22 protein-coding genes and 1 pseudogene are annotated in these 20,123 nt (G+C 44.2%); 17 read left to right on the forward strand and 6 right to left on the reverse strand.

The features are described 5' to 3' along the window. Window positions 1-49: 49 nt before the first annotated feature. From P401_RS0104730 to P401_RS18510, 10 genes and pseudogenes are all read left to right on the forward strand, one after another. Window positions 50-736, forward strand: a complete 687-nt coding sequence (locus tag P401_RS0104730; RefSeq protein WP_029341455.1) for a glyoxalase — start codon at window positions 50-52, stop codon at window positions 734-736. Between the two features lie 30 nt (window positions 737-766). Continuing rightward, the gene (locus P401_RS0104735; protein ID WP_029341456.1) at window positions 767-1,177 is read left to right on the forward strand and encodes a hypothetical protein; all 411 of its coding nucleotides are present in this window, start codon (window positions 767-769) and stop codon (window positions 1,175-1,177) included. 20 nt (window positions 1,178-1,197) lie between these two features. Continuing rightward, the gene (locus tag P401_RS0104740) at window positions 1,198-1,671 is read left to right on the forward strand and encodes an NUDIX hydrolase (RefSeq protein WP_029341457.1); all 474 of its coding nucleotides are present in this window, start codon (window positions 1,198-1,200) and stop codon (window positions 1,669-1,671) included. A gap of 114 nt (window positions 1,672-1,785) precedes the next feature. Then, window positions 1,786-2,634, forward strand: coding sequence for a Cof-type HAD-IIB family hydrolase (locus P401_RS0104745; RefSeq protein WP_029341458.1), 849 nt, complete (start codon window positions 1,786-1,788; stop codon window positions 2,632-2,634). Next, window positions 2,609-3,304 (forward strand): annotated as a pseudogene (locus P401_RS17540) (LacI family DNA-binding transcriptional regulator); the annotation flags it as partial. The gene P401_RS0104745 and the pseudogene P401_RS17540, both read left to right, overlap by 26 nt. Then, window positions 3,232-3,573, forward strand: coding sequence for a substrate-binding domain-containing protein (locus P401_RS18770; protein WP_236627069.1), 342 nt, complete (start codon window positions 3,232-3,234; stop codon window positions 3,571-3,573). The pseudogene P401_RS17540 and the gene P401_RS18770, both read left to right, overlap by 73 nt. 69 nt (window positions 3,574-3,642) lie before the next feature. Next, on the forward strand, window positions 3,643-4,386 hold the full coding sequence (locus P401_RS0104755) for a phosphotransferase family protein (protein WP_160171445.1): 744 nt from the start codon (window positions 3,643-3,645) through the stop codon (window positions 4,384-4,386). A gap of 28 nt (window positions 4,387-4,414) precedes the next feature. Continuing rightward, entirely contained in the window at window positions 4,415-5,020 is a 606-nt protein-coding gene (locus tag P401_RS0104760) for an AAA family ATPase (protein ID WP_081834698.1), read from the forward strand. Next, on the forward strand, window positions 5,017-5,649 hold the full coding sequence (locus P401_RS0104765) for a hypothetical protein (protein ID WP_029341461.1): 633 nt from the start codon (window positions 5,017-5,019) through the stop codon (window positions 5,647-5,649). Before P401_RS0104760 ends, P401_RS0104765 begins: the two co-directional genes overlap by 4 nt. Further along, complete coding sequence (locus P401_RS18510) at window positions 5,646-5,822, forward strand: hypothetical protein (RefSeq protein WP_160171446.1); 177 nt, start codon at window positions 5,646-5,648, stop codon at window positions 5,820-5,822. Before P401_RS0104765 ends, P401_RS18510 begins: the two co-directional genes overlap by 4 nt. Before the next feature lie 70 nt (window positions 5,823-5,892). On the opposite strand, the gene P401_RS0104775 is transcribed toward P401_RS18510, so the two are convergent. Continuing rightward, window positions 5,893-7,836 carry a CDP-glycerol glycerophosphotransferase family protein gene (locus tag P401_RS0104775; RefSeq protein ID WP_029341462.1) on the reverse strand — a complete coding sequence of 648 codons (1,944 nt, stop codon included), beginning with the start codon at window positions 7,834-7,836 and terminating at the stop codon, window positions 5,893-5,895. Between the two features lie 380 nt (window positions 7,837-8,216). Between P401_RS0104775 and P401_RS0104780 the strand changes: the two genes are divergently transcribed. From P401_RS0104780 to P401_RS0104795, 4 genes are all read left to right on the forward strand, one after another. Then, on the forward strand, window positions 8,217-9,713 hold the full coding sequence (locus tag P401_RS0104780) for a glycosyltransferase (RefSeq protein ID WP_029341463.1): 1,497 nt from the start codon (window positions 8,217-8,219) through the stop codon (window positions 9,711-9,713). Window positions 9,714-9,747: 34 nt separating this feature from the next. Next, window positions 9,748-10,614 carry a UTP--glucose-1-phosphate uridylyltransferase GalU gene (galU, locus tag P401_RS0104785; RefSeq protein ID WP_029341464.1) on the forward strand — a complete coding sequence of 289 codons (867 nt, stop codon included), beginning with the start codon at window positions 9,748-9,750 and terminating at the stop codon, window positions 10,612-10,614. 103 nt (window positions 10,615-10,717) lie between these two features. Continuing rightward, window positions 10,718-10,984: a hypothetical protein gene (locus tag P401_RS0104790; RefSeq protein ID WP_029341465.1), complete on the forward strand. Its 267-nt coding sequence runs from the start codon at window positions 10,718-10,720 to the stop codon at window positions 10,982-10,984. 406 nt (window positions 10,985-11,390) lie between these two features. Further along, window positions 11,391-11,588 carry a hypothetical protein gene (locus P401_RS0104795; protein WP_029341466.1) on the forward strand — a complete coding sequence of 66 codons (198 nt, stop codon included), beginning with the start codon at window positions 11,391-11,393 and terminating at the stop codon, window positions 11,586-11,588. A 153-nt stretch (window positions 11,589-11,741) separates the two neighbouring features. Here P401_RS0104795 and P401_RS0104800 read toward each other — a convergent pair whose 3' ends face one another. Further along, window positions 11,742-12,785 carry a Fic family protein gene (locus P401_RS0104800; protein ID WP_029341467.1) on the reverse strand — a complete coding sequence of 348 codons (1,044 nt, stop codon included), beginning with the start codon at window positions 12,783-12,785 and terminating at the stop codon, window positions 11,742-11,744. Window positions 12,786-13,123: 338 nt separating this feature from the next. On the opposite strand from P401_RS0104800, the gene P401_RS0104805 reads away from it, so the two are divergent. Continuing rightward, window positions 13,124-13,921, forward strand: coding sequence for an ankyrin repeat domain-containing protein (locus tag P401_RS0104805; RefSeq protein WP_029341468.1), 798 nt, complete (start codon window positions 13,124-13,126; stop codon window positions 13,919-13,921). A 74-nt stretch (window positions 13,922-13,995) separates the two neighbouring features. Here P401_RS0104805 and P401_RS0104810 read toward each other — a convergent pair whose 3' ends face one another. Then, window positions 13,996-14,865 (reverse strand): helix-turn-helix transcriptional regulator, encoded by an 870-nt coding sequence (locus P401_RS0104810; RefSeq protein WP_029341469.1) that lies wholly within the window; start codon window positions 14,863-14,865, stop codon window positions 13,996-13,998. A gap of 257 nt (window positions 14,866-15,122) precedes the next feature. Between P401_RS0104810 and P401_RS0104820 the strand changes: the two genes are divergently transcribed. Further along, window positions 15,123-15,797: a 5'-methylthioadenosine/S-adenosylhomocysteine nucleosidase family protein gene (locus P401_RS0104820; protein WP_029341470.1), complete on the forward strand. Its 675-nt coding sequence runs from the start codon at window positions 15,123-15,125 to the stop codon at window positions 15,795-15,797. Window positions 15,798-16,249: 452 nt separating this feature from the next. Here P401_RS0104820 and P401_RS0104825 read toward each other — a convergent pair whose 3' ends face one another. The 3 genes from P401_RS0104825 to P401_RS19055 form a co-directional block, all read right to left on the reverse strand. Next, window positions 16,250-18,142: a glycosyltransferase family 2 protein gene (locus P401_RS0104825; protein ID WP_029341471.1), complete on the reverse strand. Its 1,893-nt coding sequence runs from the start codon at window positions 18,140-18,142 to the stop codon at window positions 16,250-16,252. Between the two features lie 188 nt (window positions 18,143-18,330). Next, a complete protein-coding gene (locus tag P401_RS0104830; RefSeq protein WP_029341472.1) occupies window positions 18,331-18,717 on the reverse strand; it encodes a hypothetical protein in 387 nt (128 codons plus the stop codon). Window positions 18,718-18,826: 109 nt separating this feature from the next. Next, on the reverse strand, window positions 18,827-18,961 hold the full coding sequence (locus P401_RS19055; RefSeq protein ID WP_268871239.1) for a hypothetical protein: 135 nt from the start codon (window positions 18,959-18,961) through the stop codon (window positions 18,827-18,829). A 387-nt stretch (window positions 18,962-19,348) separates the two neighbouring features. On the opposite strand from P401_RS19055, the gene P401_RS0104835 reads away from it, so the two are divergent. After that, complete coding sequence (locus P401_RS0104835) at window positions 19,349-20,089, forward strand: hypothetical protein (protein WP_029341473.1); 741 nt, start codon at window positions 19,349-19,351, stop codon at window positions 20,087-20,089. Window positions 20,090-20,123: the final 34 nt, after the last annotated feature.

Genomic DNA, 20,123 nt, shown 5'->3' on the forward strand with positions numbered 1-20,123 from the left:
CATATCGCTTTTTGATAAATTTTACTGCAATTGAAGGAAGGTCATCAGCTTGAACATTTTAAAAACCATTCTTGTGACACGTCATCTACAAGCAATGAAAGATTTTTACATAAATCAGATCGGATTCCCGCTCGTCTCGGAAACGAACGATTCGTTTACGATGCAAATCGGTACGGATCAGCTGACATATCGACAGACGGATGATGTTGATACGCAGTACCATATGGCGTTCAACATTCCGGAAAACGCCTTCCAACAAGGAAAAGCGTGGCTCGTAGAACGGACACCACTCTTGATCGAAGACGGACAGGATGAGATTTATTTTGACTTCACGGATTCGCATTCCTGTTACTTTTATGACCCGGATGAGAACGTCTTGGAACTGATCGCGCGGCATCAAATCAATCCGTCTAAAGCGGAACTGACGTTTGATGTATCCGACATCCTCGGAATCGGTGAGATGAGTCTGACGGTGAAAGATGTGCTTGAAGTCGGTGAGCAGCTAGCGGAGATCGGCGTTCTCGAGCGACGGGAACGTCCGCTCAATGGCGCGTCACTCAACTTCCTCGGACCGGTCGCGGATGGAACGCATATCTTGCTCGTCCCAGAAGGTCGGACATGGTTGTTCTCACCGAAGACGGCGAAGGTCAGTCCGATCGAGATGGAACTCGACGGCAGACATCGGGTCCGGCTTGATGCAGCGGGCGTATGGCATCAAAGTACCGTTTCTTCATAATTCATTATTCTAAAAAGTGAGGGAAGTAAGATGAACAAAGCGGTGAATGCGAGTATCGCGTTCGGATTATTGTTGTTCGTATGTGGTTTCTTTTTTCTGTTTGGCTATTTGACCCGGTCGATGCCGATTCAGCAAGGCGGTGACCCGGTCATCTTACCTGTCGCAGCACTCCTCGTTCTCCTACCGTTTGTGATCCGTGAAGGCATGCGCGTTTTGACGTATGTCTCGCTGACACGTCGACAGGTCGGCGTACTCATCTTACTTGCAATCAGTGGAATCATACTAAGTAGTTGGATTGAGGTGCAGCAGAATGTGGCACTGATCGATTTCCGTTCTCTCTTTACGATTCATACGTACGTACTTTTTGTTTCGGGCATCATCTTGTTGTGTCTTCTATTGACGGGACTCAAACGGATGCGCGTCCGAACGAAAGTGATTTAAATGTAAAAGGACTGAATGACATGGGATATATCACAGAATTACGCAAACTCGTCGGCACACGACCACTCGTCATGGCAGGGGCGTGTGTCATCGTCGTCAACGATAAACAAGAAGTCTTATTACAACTTCGGCAAGATAATGGTTGCTGGGGACTCGCTGGTGGAGCGCTTGAGATCGGTGAGACGCTCGTAGAAACAGCAAAACGTGAATTAAGGGAAGAGACCGGTCTTGAAGCGGAGCATCTCGAATTATTGAACGTCTATTCGGGTGATGCTTTTTACTATAAGTATCCGCATGGGGATGAAGTCTATAATGTGATCTCGGCATTTCTGTGTACAGCTTATACGGGTGAAGTGGTTCGGGATCCGTCAGAAGTCGCAGAATTACGCTTTTTCGCTATGGATCAGCTACCAGAAAACCTCAATCCACCGGAACGACCGATCTTGATGGAGTATGTTCAAAAACAACGGACAGCGCATCACCTCTCCATTTGAAGCAAAGGATAAAAAACAAAAAATCTTGAATGAACTGTTCATTCAAGATTTTTTGTTGCACTGGGACGCGTTTCAGCCTGTAGCATCAAGAGGACACGAAAAGGAGGAAACGCGATGCGATGCTTTGCGATTGATTTAGATGGAACGTTATTGAATAAGGAACACGGGATTTCGGATGCCAATCAGGCAGCCATCAATAAACGGCAAGCCCAAGGAGATATCGTCATCATCGTCACCGGGCGAGCTGCCTTTGATGCGCGACGGATTTTAGCGCAACACGGACTGGATTGTCCGGTCATTGGTGCGAACGGGGCAGAGATCGAGGTGGGACAAGGTAGACGATATTTTTTGAATCGTTCCAGTAGTCGAACGGTTTGGGAGATAGTACGTTCTACAAACGTATTCATACATATTTATCTACAAGACAAAATCCTGTTACCGCAGTTTTCGCTTGTTGCCCTTCAAGGCGGAGATCGTGCGTTTCAAGAAGCCATTCAGGCTCAATTAACGCAATACGGTGTCGAGAAAGTTGACGAAATCACAATTGATCAGCTGGACGTCATCAAATTCATGTTCGTCTCACCTGACAGATGGAGACTCGAACACCTCGAACAGCAACTCCTTCAGCTGAAGATCTGTTCCGTGACACGATCAGGTGCCTATAACTTAGAAGTCATGGCAAACGGCGTGACGAAAGGGACCGCCATTCAAGAAATTGCGAGAGCGTACGAGATGACACTCGAGGACATCATTGCAATCGGTGACAATCAAAACGATCTACCGATGTTCGAAGTGGCGGGAACATCGATTGCCATGGTAAACGCTGAAGCGTCTGTCAAAAGCAGAGCGACATACCTCACCGGTGACCATGACGAGGACGGTGTAGCGGAGGCATTAAACGACTTAGAACGATGGGAACAAAAGAAGGAGGGACAGCATGGCGAACATCTCGGACATCGCTAAACAAGCTGGCGTCTCGAAGTCGACGGTATCCCGTGTCTTAAACGGTCATAAGCATGTATCAAAAGAAAAGCGACGGATCATCTTAGACGTGATGGAGCGACTGGAATATAGTCCGAACGGAAATGCGATCAACCTCTCACGCGGTAAGACGAATACGATTGGTGTCCTCGTGCCGCGTGTCGGTCATCCGTTTTTTCATCAATTAATCGAGGGGATCGGTCAAGTGTGCATGGAACGAAACCACACACTCCTTGTCATCCAGACGGAACACGATCCAGCAAAAGAAGAAGCGAGTATGCAATACCTTCGCGATAAGCGGGTTGACGGATTGATCATTGGCGCCATCAGTCAGCCGCAGTTACTTAAAACGATGCGGACGCTTGGACCAGTCGTTGCCTGCGAAGACCATCAGGATATCGTGCCGTCGATCTCTTTTAATCATGGAAAAGCGATGACGATGTTGCTGCAACATGTAGAAGAACGAGGAGCAAAAACAGTCGGTCTCTGTCTTGGAAATCCAGATAGCGGAGTCGGAAGAGTCAGACGGGATGCGTTCGACCAATATCTCAAGACGTCTTCGCTCCGTCATGGAATTCAATGGTACGCGGATCGGTGCTATTCTTTCGAAGACGGACAAGCACTCGCAAATCAGCTTCTAACATCGACTTACCAGATGCCATCATCGTCGGCAATGACGAAGTCGCAGCAGGTCTTATCCATCAATTTCGCAAGGATGGCATTCGGGTGCCAGAGGATATCGCCATTACGGGATTTGATGATCGACCGATCGCACGAGCGCTTGGATTGACGACGATCCGGCAACCAGTCGTGGGGCTTGGGCGACTAGCGGCAGAGCGGTTATGGAATGATGGATTGAAACATAATAGTAACGGAAGTGCGTTACTTGAACCTTCCTTGATGATTCGCGAAACGACTTAACGAACTAAGTGATGGGAGAAATATGGCGATGACTAACGAAAAAAAGGTTCTACCGCTACCGTAATGACAATGTCTGACGAACGAGTACGCAAATACTTCCATGAATCGATTGAAAAACAACGAATCTTACAGGAATTTCGTATGCTCGAAGAACTCGAGCGGACGGTTATCCCGACGCCAAACGTATATGCTGTTGCATTAGAAGATTCGCCGTTCATTGAGATGCAGCAGATCGACGGCAACGAAATGTTAGAGTTGTTTGATCCCTCCCGAATAACGGATTTTCTTAATGCCTTCGCGACATTACATCAACGGATTCATCAGCATCAATCGCGTGTAGCACCTGGATGGCACGATGTCACCCATCAAAAAATGCGTCATCTATCACCTGCGTTACGCTTGAAGGCGGAACGATTGTTAGAGACGCTTCACATTCCGCAACAACAAGGATTGCTCCACGGGGACTACCATTTCCAGAATATCCTCGTGACAGCGGAAGCGGATAAAACGTTCGTCGTCATTGATTGGCATGATGCGACGACAGGGCCACCGATCGCGGATGTCGCGCGGACGTTGCTCTTGCTGCGAATAGCAGGTGAAACAGCAGTGCCGGACGAGGTACGACGATACGTCTGTGGAGAATACCTCGACCGCTATCAAGCTGTTTCGTCAATCCAGCTATCGAATCTTGCAGACTGGTTACGACTCATGGTCATTCTTAGGATGCTTGAGCAAATCCCGGATGCTGAACAAAGTCGGTTAAAGGAATTGATCAGTCATCCAGATCTCAGCTCATATTTTTTTAATACTTAAGTATATACAGGTAGGAGGAACGCCATTCATGAGAACCATCATCTCGATCCAAGGGGCTATGGCATCCGGGAAGACGACGCTTGCGCAAGCGCTCGAAGACGCTTACCCGGAGTTGCATGTCTATTATGAAAATCCGTATCCGATCGTTCAAAAACGAAAAGAGCTCGGATTAGACATCCGTACCGAAGACGGATTCGTTGAGAATCAGCGCCTGTTCATTCAAGCGGAAATCGAACGATTTCGCCATTTTCCCGATGGACACATCATATTAGATCGTGGTCCGGAGGATCTTGAATTCTACACGCTTCAATATCCACAGATACATGGGCATGACTGGGATATTGAATCTCGTTTAAAGACGGAACTTGAAGCATTAAGAGAATATCGGTCCGACCAGATTCTTTATTTACGCGCGTCAAACCAACTCTTACAAACGCGTCGGGACGCTGATCAGACAAGAACTCGTCAATCTTTTGAACAACATCAACCGCTTTGGGCACTCGAAGAAAACTGGTATAAACAGTTTCCGGTCTATTCGATTGATACGACGGCGAAAACGCCGGAGCAAGTCCGACAAGCAGCGATTCATCAGTTGTCTGTCACTGGAATCTTAGGAAGGGGGAGCGAAATATGAACTTGAAAGAACTGACGTATCCCCTCATCGAGGGACAAGATGAAAAACAGGTCTATTGGATAGAACAGGGAGAATCGGTTCAGATCGGACAGACCTACGAAACGATTCGGTTAGAAAAAACAGCACATCAATCCATCTTGGTACGGGAGCAAGAATTGGTGTCAGAAAAAATCGGCAATCGAACTATCCGCCTGACGATGGATGCAAAAAGTTATGCGCCATTCGAATTCGTCGAATACCAAGCTGGTGTTCAAACTGTGCATGCGTTGTATCGAGCGGATGAAGTCGTGATTACGCGAGGAAATGAAAAGTCGGTCCTGTCGATTCATGCTGAAACTGTTGATTTATTTTCAATCGAATTGTTGTTGCGAGCATTACCGCTAACCGTCGATTCGACACTCTCGTTAAATGGTTTTAGTGCCGTTTCCGGACGTGAGGTGCCGATTCAGGTGAACCCTCTGCGGAACGAACTATTGACGACTGAGTCAGGCGAACATGTAGAGACGCTTTGCGTTCACGTTACGTTTGGTGAGCGGATTCAGTATTACTGGATTGATCCAGTCAAGCGGGAGTTGTTAAAACAGTCCTCCCAGATTGCCGACGGGGTCTCATTGGAATTTCGTCGATGAAAAAAAGAGCTGACTCAAAAGTTGGTCTCTACAAAGAAAAGGGTGGCAGAATGATGATCTGCCACCCTTTTCTCGTAAAAATGACGCGTCACACGCCACCCCTACAGGAAAAAGCGCATTATGCGCTGTCAGACAAACAAGATCCGCTTTCCTGCTTAAATGAAGCAGGATAACTGGCTTGTGTCTCGTCTGAGGAAAGGGCGTGAAAAGACGCGTCATTCTTTTTTGAGTCAATACCATTTGTTATAGCTGAAAATGATGTTGCATCGCTTCGAAAATCCGTTTACTTGCTTTCGTATCGTCAAACGCATAAATGTGACTGAGATGACGTTTAAACTTTTTAGGCATCTTCGATTCGCGTAGTGATTCCATCAAGGCGTCTCTTGTTTCGATGACGTCTCCTGGTAACAAATCCGTCGATTCGCCGGCATTATCTTCGCCGACTAAGACAGGTGGACGGTAGTAGATGACCTTTTTATGCATCAAGGAGAAATCGAGACCGACACTCGAATAGTCGGTGATCAACACATGATGATTTTCAAGTAGCTCCTTGACTGTGAACGCATCCTGACTGATGACATCGACGAAGTCCGAGTGGAATAAGTGACTGAACTTTTGGAAGTTGCGGTGGAGATAGAAAGAAGCTTCATACTTATGTTCCATGACGAGTTCTCTCAACCGTTCATCCGTGATCAACGCTTGAAACTCCTGATAGTAGTCACTCTCCATAAATTGTTCATCTGGATACGTATCGATTTTCGGTCGCCACGTTGGCATGATCAACAGCTTTTTCCGATTCTTGTATCGCTTGATCCAACGTGATCGTTCAGTGATCAATTGATCGAATCGAGCGAGTCCTGTCACAATGATTTCGTCAGGATGAAAACCGTAATCGCGGGCGATGAGCTGTTTCTCCCGTTCAGAGGAGACGACGAATAAATCGGTGAAAGGGTGCGGCATCTTTTTTCCATAAAGATTACTGACATCTTTTGACCCGATGACGCCATGTTGTAAGAACAGCTTTTGTTTCGTTTGAATCAACGCTTCCGTTTTATATGTAGCAAACGGTAAGACATAACTCGACGAATGCGTATGGCAGAGAATATCTGCTGCTTGAACGACCTCGATGTTCTCTGGTGATTTGTAGAAAACGATATGGTTCTCATATCCAGTAAGCTTTTTCAGGTCTGGACTCGTCCGACTGATGATGTAATAGATGTTGAACTGTTTCCGGTAGGTATCGACGAGATACTTAAAGAAAATCATCCCGTTATCTTGTGCTTTATCCGGATATTCAAAACAGATGATCGTCTTCTTCGTAGGATCCAGTCCAAGTAACGGTTGGGGATTTGCGTAATACTTGACCGTTTCGACGGGTACTGGAATCAGACGCATCGCAAGACGTTCCGACACGGTTGAGTACGGTCGAATCAGTATATCGTATTGATCATTAAACGGTAACCAATGCTCATCGTTCAAGAGTTCCGGATGGTTTTTAAAGTGGCGAATCCGAGGTGTAAAACCAGAAATCGGCATCTCACGAATCGAAAAGCCAAACAATAGGTCGTAGATGTTTACATTAAGGGTTTCGTAGTCATACTGGTCACCGAGCAATTGATTGACGAGTTCTTTTTCGATCACTGCCTCGACCTCTGTTTTGAAACGTCGGGCATCGACCGGTGTGACGCTGAAGCGTTCAATCGGCAGGGTGATTTTTTGTTCCAGATGTCTGAATTTAATGAAGCAACTCGGCTGCTCCACTTCGAAGTACTTCGAGTGAAATGAAAACTTCAAGAGAAGCGAATCGTTGTGTCGAGTCAAGCCTTCAAACATGATGTCTTGATTGTAGAAATTCATGATGGACGGTTTTTTGTTATAGATCAGACTAAGCTCATCGTCTTGATCGATGAAAATGAAATAGGAATGTTTCCCTTGTTTGATGTAACTATTCGGTGCGATGTCCAGTGGCTCCGAAAGATGTTTGAACGAGATCGGTGTTCCGGATTCATCGACGAATTTAACAGGATGATTCTTATTTTTGAAGATATCAAGCAATGTATCGATTGATAGCACAAAGGCTGTCTCAATTCGTTGGAGGGGTATCAGTTGTTCATTGATCGCTAACTGTAGGCTTTGGTGCGGAAGATTCTCGATCAAAAACGTATGATCACGACAGGTGATTTTCATTGGTGCATGGCTTCCTTTCATACTCTGATTCAGTCGTTCTTAAACTACATCACCTACCATACAATATCTTCCGATTTCTGCAAAGATGTAGATTGATTGGAAACCAATCCAGTATAGTCTTCTGGCTAAAGGATATTGGGAAAAGACAGACTTTACCGCATCTTCGACAGACTATTGGTTGCAGAACTGTGACAATGATTGGGTATTATGCAAAACCAATTGACTTTGTTCGTAAAAAAGGAGATAAATAGAAACTGTATTGGTAAATGCGACTGGTATCGCAATAGGTTTATGAAAAAGAAAAGTCGGCTATATATAGAGGTTGAACTCACAGAAAAAAACAGGGATCAATCTTGAAGGGTGAAGGGGAGTAATGACAGATGCTGTATACGGTAACATCGACATTACCACCAAAACACGGTGGTAGAACGAAGTCGTTATTGAGTCGGATCGCGCTCATGGAACAAGAACTTGGCGCCGGTTCAACAATCGTCACGACGAACTATAATGCAAACTATATGGAAGTCTACGAATTGTTCCGAACGGAAGAAAAAGTCGGTCCGAAAGTACAATTTGAAAATATCTACGATTGGCTATCAGATTACAAATTGTTAAGTATTCCAACGACTCGTTTTCGTAACAAACCGATCATCAAAGAAACGGCGCGTGAAATCGAAGGATTGAAAAGCGTCGAGAAAAAAGGCAGTGACGCCGTTCGTTATTATGATGAGGAAGATGAGTATGTCCTCTACCGTAAATTTTACCCTGAAACGCAAGTCGTCGAATTCGAGGATTTCATGACGAACGCTTCCCGTAAAAAAGTCGAGCGCTGGGAATATAACGTCTACGGCCAATTACACCGGAAGACGATTTATTCGCCGGTCCATCATGGAAAGATGATGGAAGAGTTGTATGATTCGGAAGGCAATGTCTATTGTAAGAAGTTTTACAATGAAATGGCGCGCCCGAAGCTCATCTTGATTCAGTTATACCGAAACGGCAGAATGTACAAAGCGTTCAAAAAAGAGAAGGACTTATTTGAGTATTACTTCAATCGATTATTTAAAGACGGTGATGTCTTGTTCGTCGATGCGCGTTTACTCGACCGCTCGATTCTCAACATCAAGGCAGATGTCAAACGGGTCATGGTCATCCATAACTCACACTTGGATGGTTCGACCGTCAAAGGATCATATACGACAATGTTCTCGGAATCCGATAAAGTGACACGTTTCATCAGTCTGACGAATCACCAAAAAGAAGACATTTTGGAGCGGTATAACATCCCGCAAGAGAAGATTTCCATCATTCCTCACTTTATCGTCCCAGAACAGGTGCAACGACGGGAACAGGTCAAGGATCAATTCTGTTTCATCGGTCGATTCGGTCTGCAAAAACAGATGGATCATTTGATTAAGAGTTATGCGATTTTCAAACAGTCAGGTCACGCGACGAAGCTTGTGCTCTACGGCATGGACGAACAAGGACAACTGGCGATGATGGAGAGTTTGATAGAAGAGCTTGGCTTACAGGACGATATCGAAATCCACGGCTTCACGTCGAATCCGGCAGAAGTGTTCCGGGAATCAAGAGCATCACTGTTGACGAGTGAATTTGAAGGATTTGGACTGACGGTCATGGAAAGTATTAATGTGGGCTGTCCGGTTATCTCTTATGACGTCAAATACGGACCACGCGAAATCATCGCTCACGGCGAGAACGGCTACCTCGTTCCAGCGAACGATATGGAAGCTTTTGCTGCCGCGATGGTGCAACTCGTTGAACGACCACTCGAGCGCGTCGAGACGAAGCCATCGCTTTACCTCGAGACAGCTGTAAAGAACTATGGACGATTACTAGAAGAATTAAGCAACTAAACCTACTACTTGAACGATGAAGAGGATGAACGTTATGAAGAAAATCACGAAAGCCATTATTCCAGCAGCAGGACTCGGAACACGTTTCTTACCTGCGACAAAAGCCATGCCAAAAGAGATGTTACCGATTCTCGATAAACCGACGATCCAGTATATCGTCGAAGAAGCGGCAAAAGCCGGTATCGAAGATATCATCATCGTCACGGGTAAACACAAACGGGCTATCGAAGATCATTTCGATAACCAAAAAGAACTCGAGATCACGCTCGAGAACTCCGGGAAGACGGAATTACTCGAAAAGGTTCAATTCTCGACGAACCTAGCGAACATCTTCTATGTCCGCCAAAAAGAACAAAAAGGTCTCGGTCATGCCATTTTGACGGCGAAACAGTTCATCGGGAACGAACCGTTCGCAGTCTTACTCGGGGACGATATCGTTGAGTCGGACGATCCGGCAATCAAACAATTGATGGACGTCTACGAACAGACGGAGAAATCGGTCATCGGTGTACAAGAAGTCCGTCCGGAAGATACGCATCGTTACGGCATCATCGATCCTGTTTCGCAAAACGGACGACTATATGACGTGAAAAAATTCGTCGAAAAACCGGCTCTGGGCACAGCACCATCAAACCTCGCAATCATGGGGCGTTACGTACTGACACCGGATATCTTTGATTATCTAGCGAATCAAGGAGAAGGGGCGGGCGGTGAGATTCAATTGACGGATGCGATTGAACGCTTGAATGCGGATAGCCAAGTCTTTGCGTATGATTTCGAAGGCAACCGCTATGATGTCGGAGAGAAACTCGGCTTCGTCAAGACGACGATTGAATACGCGTTGAAAGATGCAGAGATGCGTGACGAACTGAAAGCTTTCATCAAGACACTAGACATTTAACATGATGGACCACTCTGACAAGATTCAGGGTGGTTTTTTTGTGATTTCTGAAACCAATCCGTCGAGTCGAAACGTAGAAGAAATGAGAAGAGAGGTGCTACATATGTTAACGTGGCTCGGTATGAGGACTGATAAAAAAGCAGGACGACAATTTTTCACAGGTGTCGAAAAGAAAACAATTTTCCTGATCTTGCTTCTATCGCTTGTGATCTTGAAGGGTGTGAAGTGGGGAGTGACAGCACTCATCCCAACGGCATTTTTCAGTGATCCGATCGTTTCCGTGTTACCAGGCGTGCTTGGCGTCCTAACAGCAGTCGTTTTCGTGCTTTTGGTAGAGCGCTCCCTGCAAGATAAGTCGAGTGAAAAGTAAGAGATACACGAAGACCACCTGAAGTTTGTCGATTCAGATTGAAGACAATGTGCAATTTTTCTCTAATTGAGAAAGATTGCGCTTTTTCGTTTATCTCGAATCATTTTCCAGGGTCAAGCTTCTCGCGGATGCTCCTGCTTATTTTTCTCTAGAAGGCGATTTTGAGCGAAAAAATGCTTATGTGATACTTTTTCTAAATTCATCCAAATCAAACGAGAAATTGATGATTTCGTTCCATAAATTGTTAGGTAGAACGTAATTGTCTCCTCGTTAAAAATAGGATAAACCTTTTTTTAAGTTGAATTGGTAAAAAATAAATGTAATTATATAAATATAGTAAAATTGAAATGTTTTACTTCTATAAAAGTAAAATAAAGTATGGAGAATTGAGAGGTGATACAGAAAGATGAAAAATCAAATTTTAGAAAGTGTTTTCGCAGCAATGTTTTTTCTTATTTTTCTAATGTTTTTTGAAGGAATGCCGAAGTCGACTGATACATGGGTCGAATATGGAATAAAGTCTGTGGCAATTGCTGTCATTTTCCTAATAACGGAAGGTATTTTTTCTAAAAAATCTCTCAAAAAAAACACATCAAATCAATAAAGTATTCAATTGTTTTAATGCTGAGTACACGATAGAAACAAAGCCCACATGTGCGTTATAATGTGGGCTTTCTTCAATGCAAAGTGATCGAGTGAAATATATTACGATATGACGAATCCATTATTTTCACTAATACCGTAATCCAACTCGAGGTTATTTCTTCATCCATTTCGCACTCCGACCAAGACCTGATGGGGCAATGATCCCTTCGTCACGTAAGTCACGCAACACGCGATTGATTGTTGCCTCACTGATGTCGGGGCACGCTTTCCGTACGTCTGCCTTCGTGAATGGTGTGATTCGTCCTTCGACGAAACGACGAATCCGACTGTTCTTGTTTTGACTACCGGTCGTGACCAAACCGACGCGATCTTCGAGTTCTTTGTAGGCAGCAAGAATCGTACTCAACAAGTAGTTGATCCAAGGAAACGGATCTTGTTGGTTTTGGTGCCAACGAACAGAAGAGAGACGGAGTGACTCATAGTAATCTTCCTTCCGTGATTCGACGATTTTCTCAAGACTGATATAGCGTCCGACCTCGAAGCCATACTGATAGAGAAGCAAGAGTGTCAACAATCGTGCCATCCGACCATTCCCGTCGTTAAAAGGATGAATGGATAGGAAATCGAGAACGAACAGACTCGTCAGGATGAGCGGATCGACGTCCTCGTGTTGCCGACGCTCACGTAGGCTGTCACATAACGTCTGCATCGCTGCCGGAGTTTCGAATGCTGGAACGGGAATGAAGCGCGTCCGGCGCGTGCCATCCGGGTATGTCTCGCTGATCTCGTTATCGACGTTCTTCCACCGCCCACCTTCGACGGGGACAAACTTATAGAGTTCCTTGTGTAGTTGCAACAGAATGTTCGCATTGACAGGGATGTCCTCGGCTGAGGCATGGATCAGGTTGAGGACGTCCCGGTAACCAGCAATCTCTGCCTCGGAACGATCTGCGGGATCAGCTGACTTTGACATGATAGTTTGGAGACGACTCTCCGTGACGATGATTCCTTCAATCGCATTCGAGGCTTTCGTCGACTGGATGACGGCGACATCGCGTAAGGTGTTGAGGATTTGAGGCGCTTGCTGTTTATAGAGATCCTGCTTTCCTTTGTACTCATTGATCCGTCCAATCAAACGGACGGTCTCCATCGGCAGGGCGAGACTTTTGAGATAGGTATATGTATAGTCGCGCATTCGTTGAACTCCTTTCACGAAATAGATCATTTTATATTAAACATATTCATTTTTACACTTTTTGACTATGTTTATCGCTATTATAACGTATTTAAAAGCATTCAAGCATAGATAAACATAGTCAAATCACTATAATTTGACTATGTTTATACGTGTTCTGATCATGATTATTTTTCTTTTAATTCTAACGATTTCCTTAAAATAAATAAATGTAGTGAATGACGAACCGAACTGAGTACAAAAGACATCGGATACTCAAAGTCGTTTTTGCGCATTTCTCAATGCCCTTGTTGTAAAATAAGATAGATAACGACGGAACAGGTGAGGGGCGAACGGACATGACGAAGCGATCGATCCAAGATGCTGCTTTTTTGGGCAAACGAAAACAAGTAATGCGCTGCATCGAACGTGGTGACGATCTGAACGAACTGGATGAAGAAGGGTTTGCGGCACTTCATTGGGCAATTCAGGAAGGGTACCAACGGATCGTCGAATTATTGCTCGATCACGGTGCGGATGTTAACCTTCCGAATCAAGACGGAATGTCACCGTTGCATATCGCGCTATATGATCAAAAGACGGACATTGCGCTACTTTTGATCAAGCGAGGCGCTCATCTTGACTTAAATGAATATGGCTTCTCAGCGCTTCATTTAATAGCGGGGCGGTCCGGCAATAAAAAAGTCTTACGCAAACTAGCGCAGAACGTCGAATTGTTACATCAACGGACCGATGATGGGGAAGGTGTGACACCGCTACATTATGCGGCGCAAGAAGGCAAGTCGAAAAAAGTCCAACTGTTACTGGATGCAGGAGCAGAAGTCGATGCCGTCGGACTGGACGGATTCACACCGTTGTATCTCGCAGTCGGAAATAATCATCCGAAAGCGGTCAAAGTGCTTCTAAAGGCGGGAGCCGACATCGAGGCGGAAAACGTTGCGGATGGCGATACGGCAGTCCTCGCATTAGCGAGTGCTTATGGCTATGAACGCGTCGTCCGGTTATTGCTCTCTTATGGAGCCGATCCACTACATCGAAATGAGGACGGGCGGACAGCGCGTGATGCGGCACTTGATAATGAACACCATCAGATTGCGGAAATCTTGCGACAAAAAGAGATCGATGCGTCGTCATGATGTGAGCAAAAAAAGTGATCCAACGCAGAAGACCGATGAACGGTTCTTCTACGTTGGATCTTTTTGCATTCGCATTAAATGATTACATCGAACGACAAATTCGTCGGATGTAACGGAAGAATCTCCTGAGGTAATTGATTCGTAGTCGGAATAGATGTCTGAACTTCATGACAGATGAATGAATCTGCCCAAACGGTTCCGCTTCCTTCAAGTAATACACCGAAGTGAAGCGATGCGGCTTCAAGTGGTACGTCAAGGACACAAGCGCAATACGTCCAGTCCTGGTCACCGGTCAACCCACGATTCGTCATGTTATCGAACTGTACCGGGTCACCGTGGACGTCATCGACACGAAACCAGATGGCTGCCCTTTCGACTGCTTCCGTTCGCAGAAAACCTGCGACCATGATTCGCTTCTCCCGATAAGCAGTTGCTTGTATGCTTTGCATCATCGTACCGAACATGCCTGCTTCTTCCGTGTCAGACGTAAAACTGATTTTTCCAGAGCTACGTCCTTGATGGACGATCTCTGAATCGGTCTTAAGCGTGTAAGATCCGGCATGACTACCGCTTAAGAACCAACCTTCTACATGCTGTTCTTCCATTTGAATCATCTCCTTATTCGTCATTAGTTCCATCAGCTTTACATATTTTCGTGGAGGTAAATGATATAACCCTTTGAACGCCCGCGTATAGGCTTCTTGTGACTGATACCCACACATCAATGCAACTTCGAGCAAGTCGACGCCGTCTCTTAAAAGAGTGGCGCTGACCGACAAACGACGTAAACGGACATATTCCCCAAGTGTCTGACCGACTTGCCGTTTGAAGAGTCGTCCGAAATGAAAAGTGGAGTAGTGATGGCGCTCTGCTAGTTGTTCCACCAGCCAATCATCAAATAGATGTGTTTCGATATCTTTAAGGATGACATCAATGGCAGTCATCGTTCAGGTAATTCCGAGCGCTTCGTAGAAGGCGAGTACATCTGACTATGCAATATTTCCGCTACAATGGACGTCAATAAATCGAGAATCATCGGCAGGACTCCTTTTCTGTTTTATTTACTTCTTTATTATAGATCCGAGCTGGAAACGTTTTTGATAATAATTGCTATCTTCTGGGGAAAATCAGTTCAAAACAGAATAAGTTATCGTAAAATAAAACATACATTAGGCAGCAGAACTTAAAGGAGGAATACGACATGATCGGAATCAGCATCGCCACCAGATGGGAGTTCGACGCGACACTTGCGTATTTTCATGTCTCACCTGAAGAAAAAATCAGCTATCCGTATGGTGAATACTTTACGCGTGAGATGAACGGGAAGACACTTCTGTTTTACAGCACAGGCGTTCGAAAAGTAAATGGCATCGGAGCGAATCAATATATGATCCTCCGTTTCTCTTTGACGAAGGTCATCGTTGCCGGAACGTGTGCCGGGATTGACCCGAGGTACGACGTACTCGATATCATCGTTCCGGATCGTGCGGTTCAATATGATTGTACGGTCAAAGAGATTGAACCACTGATCAAGCCCTCGTTCGCCGTCGATCTCGATGTATCGAAGTATGGTAACGACTTTCATCTCGGAACGATCGGAACGGCAGACCGTGCTGTCGTCCTGTGGCGAGACTATATCGAACTGCGGGATAACGGATTGACGATTGCCGATACGGAAGCGGGGGCTATCGCGTACATCTGTCAGAAAAACGCCGTCGAATGTATCATCATCAAAGGTATCTCCGATTTTCCGACCGAAGAGAAGGAAGAAAATGCTGTCGAAGCAAACATCGAACAGATGCGGATCTATATCGAAAATACGCCGAAAGTCATGCAACGGATCTTTGACGAGTATGTGTTCAGATTTCTGACATAATTCTTAAATTAAGAACATCTTTTACATTCTTCCAAATCAGTTGCGACAATATCGATGAAAGTGAGTTGATCGACGGCGTCAAACCGGGCGTACTGGACGTATGTACCATTGTCGAACAACCGAAATGAATTTTTTCGGCGCGACTCGCATTGAGGAGTAACGTATAACTTTTTGCTCATCGTGGAATCAATTTGGCTTTTGAAGAGACGACGGACCGCTTGTCTGCCTGATGAAGTGCTAAATAATTAATGAGCCACGTTGTGCAACTAACTTGTTCAATGTAAAGAACAAATCACGTTTCATAAGGCAGCTACTTTTGTATAACGCTTACATATTAATGTAGCGACATAACTTAATATGTCACATGGATGAATCCTGTACATACTACAGCATACTTTTTTGAGGATAATAAGGAAACTAGGGACACGATATACATGTCCCTAGGCGTATCGTCAAGCTTCATTGATGGGTTGAACGAATGACCGATTGGCTGTGATATACGTATCATGAGCCGTTTTCAAGCGTGGTGTTCCTTTTGATGACAGCACGATCTTTTCAATTGGAAGAATGGCATCTGGTGTATTTTTCGTTGGCAGTTCATTTTTAAAGTCACGATCGGTGTACTGTTTACATGTCTTCAAAATCCGAACTGCTTCCGGCGGCACAGTCAGATAGGTTTCGTCATCGATTACAGGCGGAAGATGGACGTATTTTTTGTTTGCCGTGACGTAAGCCCCGTCAGTGGTGACGAGTCGTGGTGTGCCAGCGATCGTCAGCTGTAAATCACTAATCGTCAGCAATTGACCGACTTCGAGAGGGCTCTGCTTGCGCTCGAAGTCGAGGTCATCATACAAGAAAGCTTTCTCGAGTACAACGACTTGTGTCGGTACTTCGACATGATACTTCGTCGCGTCGATTTTCTGTAACGGTGATTTTTGTTCCTCGGGACGAAATTCGACTTTGAGTTGCTGATAATGCAAATGCATCCCGTCGACACTACTCGGTAATGTCATTCGCACGACGAACGGATGATAGTCGTCATGGATCAGCATCAATTGGAATGGATGTGAATGTCGTTCGAGTGCTTCTGTCGGAATGAATAATTCAGTTCCTTCGATATGGAACGGAACGGCGGTTTCCGTTGCTTCATCGTTAGGCGTGATTAAGAGAACTTGATCGACCGAAGCCGTGTCGTTTTTGAGTAATTGTACGACTTCATAGAAGACACCATCAACGAGACGCGTGCCTGCATACGTAGCAAAGAATGGCTCAAGGACAGGTCCGAGATGGTGCAACGATTCCGGCATCCGGTAATAGAGACGGTTCTCCGATACATATCGCCGCGCTTTATGTTTTTGGACGAGCAGCGTGATGAAGGCGACGAAGCTGTCGTAATCTTCTTGCTGAAGTAAGGCATACTGTTTTTGGAAGATTTCATCGAAAATGAAATCCGCTGGGTTTGCATTATGGCGTTCAAAGATTGCAATCATCTCGCGGAACAGGTCGAAAAAGGTCTGCTGTTGTGGATGCTCAAGGAAACGTTTGTTGTTGAACAGTCGGGAGAGGAAGTCCATCTCGATCAAGCGACTCAAAGCGTGCGTTTTAGCGACTGCCGGAATATCAAGTTCGAGCGTTTTCTCAAGCACTTGTAAATTAAAGGCCGTCTTCTCGAAAATACTTGTTTGTCCGACAAGCGAATCATTCATCGCGAATCGGTTGACGTGATAGACCGGTGCAGGGTTCATCGAAGCCGTTTGACATTTTGAGATGGCTTCAAAGAAGAAGAGTTTATCTTCACCGAACTTCATTGGGCTGAACCGGATGTTATGCTCAATCAAGACGGAGCGCTTCAGGATTTTTCCTGGAGGTCCAACCGCGCGGAATATTTTGTCGATTTCATACGGGACAAGCTGATTAGCTGTCGTAAACGATGCGAAGCGACCGACCTTTTGAATCGACGTGTCGGTATGTTTGATCGTTTGACCGAATGCGATATCGGCGTCGTTCGAAGCGGCTTGTGCGACGAGTTGAGGGAATCCGACAGAATCAAGGCGATCATCAGCATCTAAGAAAGTGACGTATGTACCTGTTGCTTCTTCGATTCCGACGTTTCGCGGTTGGGCAGGACTTCCCGTATTTTCAGGAAGTTCGATGATGCGAATGAAATCCATCGCTTTTGCAGCCGTATGGAGAATCGATAACGAGTCATCCGTTGATCCGTCATCAACAAAAATCGCTTCGATCGTTGAGTGATCGAGTGTGAGTGCCTGAATCGACTCGATACAAGTCGATAAGTAAGCGGCCTTATTGTATACAGGAATGATGATTGACAAGTTTTTTTCCAACAGTAGTTCCCACCTTAAACAAAATATTAAAAAAAATACCATCTGAACTGTACCATAAAACGGATAGATGCATGAGAGAGAATGGCGAGAAAATACAAAAAAAGGTCGATGACTCCATCAAAAATGAGGGTCATCGACCTTTTACACAGTAGGTGAACCAATAAAAAATCAGCCTTGACTGCTTGGAATTATTTAATCCCAATATTCTCAAGGTATTTTTTTTCAGAGGAATCGATTTTATTTGAGATTTGTTTCGTGTATGTCTTTCGCGTGTAAGTTGATCCGTTTTTTTGATAAACGGCTCTCTCTTGTGCAGATGATTGGTCGTAATAAATTTCAATTAAATCTTGATCCTCATAGACGATGACTCCCGTTTCACCTGCATTTCGCTTTAGTTGCCGTTTGATTTGCGGCTTCTTCAAATACTGGTTTTCAGATTTGATGACTTGATTGATGGCTGCATCATATTTCTGTTTTGCTTTTTCACTAGTCGTATTTCCGTCTTGGTCGTAATCGCTACATCCCGCTAGGCAGATTACCGAAAAGAGCAGTAAAGATAACAGTTTCATTTTCAAATGCGAACACCTCCGATGTACACTTTTTGTATTAAAGATAGTGTACATCAAGGCAGTACTTCATATGTAGCGCACTTGAGAAAAAGGGAAGTCTTTCATGGTGATCACATTATAGTTCGATGGCATCGATGACGCCTTCGGGGTATTCCCAGACGTTTCCTTCAATGAGACATTGATGGTAGCAGTTCGGACAAGCGACTTCCGAAGAGAAGTCATACTGGATTTCAACGACTAAGCGGCGCACTTCGTACGATACACTATGTAAATCTTCAATGAGAACTTCATCCCTTGAATTTCTCGCGATAACGCCGACATTTGAATTTCGAATAATGACTGATGACCGTATCCATTCGATTCAACTCCTAAATAAAGAATTAGTACCGTACACTTTATAGTGATAACGCTTACATATAGGTGTTTAAAAGTTGAATTGTAATCATAATAGAATATATCAACTGAATTGGATTTTGATATATAGAGATCTCGAAGAAGGACTTTAAAAGGAATTACCCGTACTTATACATCCGTTCAATCCAATTGAGGCATATTTTTCGTCTAGATCAGTAAAAAGTGCCTTAAGATATAAGTTGAAACCACCATATCATTACAGCTTTTAAGAGAGGTAAAAATCATGTTAGAACTAGAAGTGTTATATATTGAGAAAAATGCAAATAATGAGTTGGATATCAACTATTTTGATCCAAAAAATGAACTATTAATCTTTATGTTTCAAAGGATGTTGAAAAAATTAAAGGTACAATTTCCGAAATACAGTTCGCTTTATGTTATTTTTTATGAAGGTTTAACAGAAGAAGAAAAACTAAAAATCAGAAGTGAAAATGGTGAAGGACGCGAATATTATTTTAAAGAAACTAAGATGGAGGAATTAAAGTCAAAAAAGAATTTAGATTTTTTAAAAGAAACGTTGAGTACTCTATTAGAAGGAATTAGACATTCAATACTCCGAGAATGTATAACCGATGATGAATTAAATAAAATGGAAAATTATGTGTATGAACAGAACTTTATATTCGTACAGAACATAGGCAGGAAAAATAACAAAACGAAAACAATGAGAGCTACTCTAAAAGCAAAATTGACACCTGTTAACCTAAATTTGTTTCTAGTGATTACTGATATGAAGTCTCGGAAAAGCCTATATGATGGATGTATATTTGAATTACCGCAATCAGTCATTATACCGTTAAGAAGTATATTGAACCCTATCTCTTTATATGGATATGAATTGTATTGGGAAAATGAGAATACGATCGACATCATCATAAACACAGTGGGAGATAGATTACGAACCAAAATTTATCGGAAGAATGATGACTCTGTTTTGGTTAAGCAACAAAAAATAAAGGCTTAAAGAAAGCATTATTTTTTATCGAGTGATTGCGACA

The organism is Exiguobacterium acetylicum DSM 20416, assembly GCF_000702605.1.
Classification (GTDB): Bacteria; Bacillota; Bacilli; order Exiguobacteriales; family Exiguobacteriaceae; genus Exiguobacterium_A; species Exiguobacterium_A acetylicum.

Bases quoted from the DNA above. Each gene is read 5' to 3' on its own strand.
- P401_RS0104735 (WP_029341456.1), top strand. From the start codon at position 767: ATGAACAAAGCGGTGAATGCGAGTATCGCGTTCGGATTATTGTTGTTC.
- P401_RS0104740 (WP_029341457.1), top strand. From the start codon at position 1,198: ATGGGATATATCACAGAATTACGCAAACTCGTCGGCACACGACCACTC.
- P401_RS0104745 (WP_029341458.1), top strand. From the start codon at position 1,786: ATGCGATGCTTTGCGATTGATTTAGATGGAACGTTATTGAATAAGGAA.
- P401_RS18770 (WP_236627069.1), top strand. From the start codon at position 3,232: ATGGTACGCGGATCGGTGCTATTCTTTCGAAGACGGACAAGCACTCGC.
- P401_RS0104755 (WP_160171445.1), top strand. From the start codon at position 3,643: ATGTCTGACGAACGAGTACGCAAATACTTCCATGAATCGATTGAAAAA.
- P401_RS0104760 (WP_081834698.1), top strand. From the start codon at position 4,415: ATGAGAACCATCATCTCGATCCAAGGGGCTATGGCATCCGGGAAGACG.
- P401_RS0104765 (WP_029341461.1), top strand. From the start codon at position 5,017: ATGAACTTGAAAGAACTGACGTATCCCCTCATCGAGGGACAAGATGAA.
- P401_RS18510 (WP_160171446.1), top strand. From the start codon at position 5,646: ATGAAAAAAAGAGCTGACTCAAAAGTTGGTCTCTACAAAGAAAAGGGT.
- P401_RS0104775 (WP_029341462.1), bottom strand. From the start codon at position 7,836: ATGAAAATCACCTGTCGTGATCATACGTTTTTGATCGAGAATCTTCCG.
- P401_RS0104780 (WP_029341463.1), top strand. From the start codon at position 8,217: ATGCTGTATACGGTAACATCGACATTACCACCAAAACACGGTGGTAGA.
- galU (WP_029341464.1), top strand. From the start codon at position 9,748: ATGAAGAAAATCACGAAAGCCATTATTCCAGCAGCAGGACTCGGAACA.
- P401_RS0104790 (WP_029341465.1), top strand. From the start codon at position 10,718: ATGTTAACGTGGCTCGGTATGAGGACTGATAAAAAAGCAGGACGACAA.
- P401_RS0104795 (WP_029341466.1), top strand. From the start codon at position 11,391: ATGAAAAATCAAATTTTAGAAAGTGTTTTCGCAGCAATGTTTTTTCTT.
- P401_RS0104800 (WP_029341467.1), bottom strand. From the start codon at position 12,785: ATGCGCGACTATACATATACCTATCTCAAAAGTCTCGCCCTGCCGATG.
- P401_RS0104805 (WP_029341468.1), top strand. From the start codon at position 13,124: ATGACGAAGCGATCGATCCAAGATGCTGCTTTTTTGGGCAAACGAAAA.
- P401_RS0104810 (WP_029341469.1), bottom strand. From the start codon at position 14,865: ATGACTGCCATTGATGTCATCCTTAAAGATATCGAAACACATCTATTT.
- P401_RS0104820 (WP_029341470.1), top strand. From the start codon at position 15,123: ATGATCGGAATCAGCATCGCCACCAGATGGGAGTTCGACGCGACACTT.
- P401_RS0104835 (WP_029341473.1), top strand. From the start codon at position 19,349: ATGTTAGAACTAGAAGTGTTATATATTGAGAAAAATGCAAATAATGAG.